At 57.3% G+C, this 602-nt stretch carries 1 protein-coding gene; it reads right to left on the reverse strand.

The genetic code is table 11. The annotated features are described in order from the left end of the window. On the reverse strand, positions 1-602 hold a 602-nt coding region (locus tag LKE08_RS16330), incomplete at both ends, for an Ig-like domain-containing protein (protein WP_324705308.1).

The following is a 602-nucleotide window of genomic DNA, read 5'->3' on the forward strand; positions in this document are numbered from 1 at the left end:
GCATTGACGGCTAATACCGTATCGGCATTGATGCTGTTGCTATCATCCACCGCTTCGGGAGGATCGTTCACCCCAGTTACCGTGACGCTGACGGTAGCAGTGGCCTGATTTGAACCCTCATCTTCAATGGTGTAAGTAAAGGTATCGACGACCTCTTCCCCTTCCGTCAGGGCGATCAGATCCGTTGCCCCCGTCGGGTCATAAGTGTAACTGCCATCCTCACCGACGGTGACATTGGCTCCCAGGGAACTGGTACTCTCGAAGGCGACGACTGTAAAATTATCGTCATCCACGTCGCTATCATTGCTCAAGACACCCGAGGCAGCGTTGACATCCAGAGGCGTATCCGCTGCGGTGCTGTTGCTGTCGTCGGCGGCTTCCGGCGGGTCGTTCACCCCGGCGACGGTAATGCTGACGGTGGCGGTCGCCGTGACATCGTTATCATCTGCGATCGTATAAGTGAAAGTGTCTGTCACCTCTTCCCCGGCGGTCAGCGCCTCTAAAGCCGCCACACCCGTCGGATCGTAGGTATAGCTACCATCATCATTGACCGTCACCGCAGCCCCCCGGGTGCTGGGTGTCTGAAAACCCGTCACCGTCAG

Source organism: Lyngbya sp. CCY1209 (assembly GCF_035615495.1).
Lineage (GTDB): Bacteria > Cyanobacteriota > Cyanobacteriia > Cyanobacteriales > Microcoleaceae > Limnospira.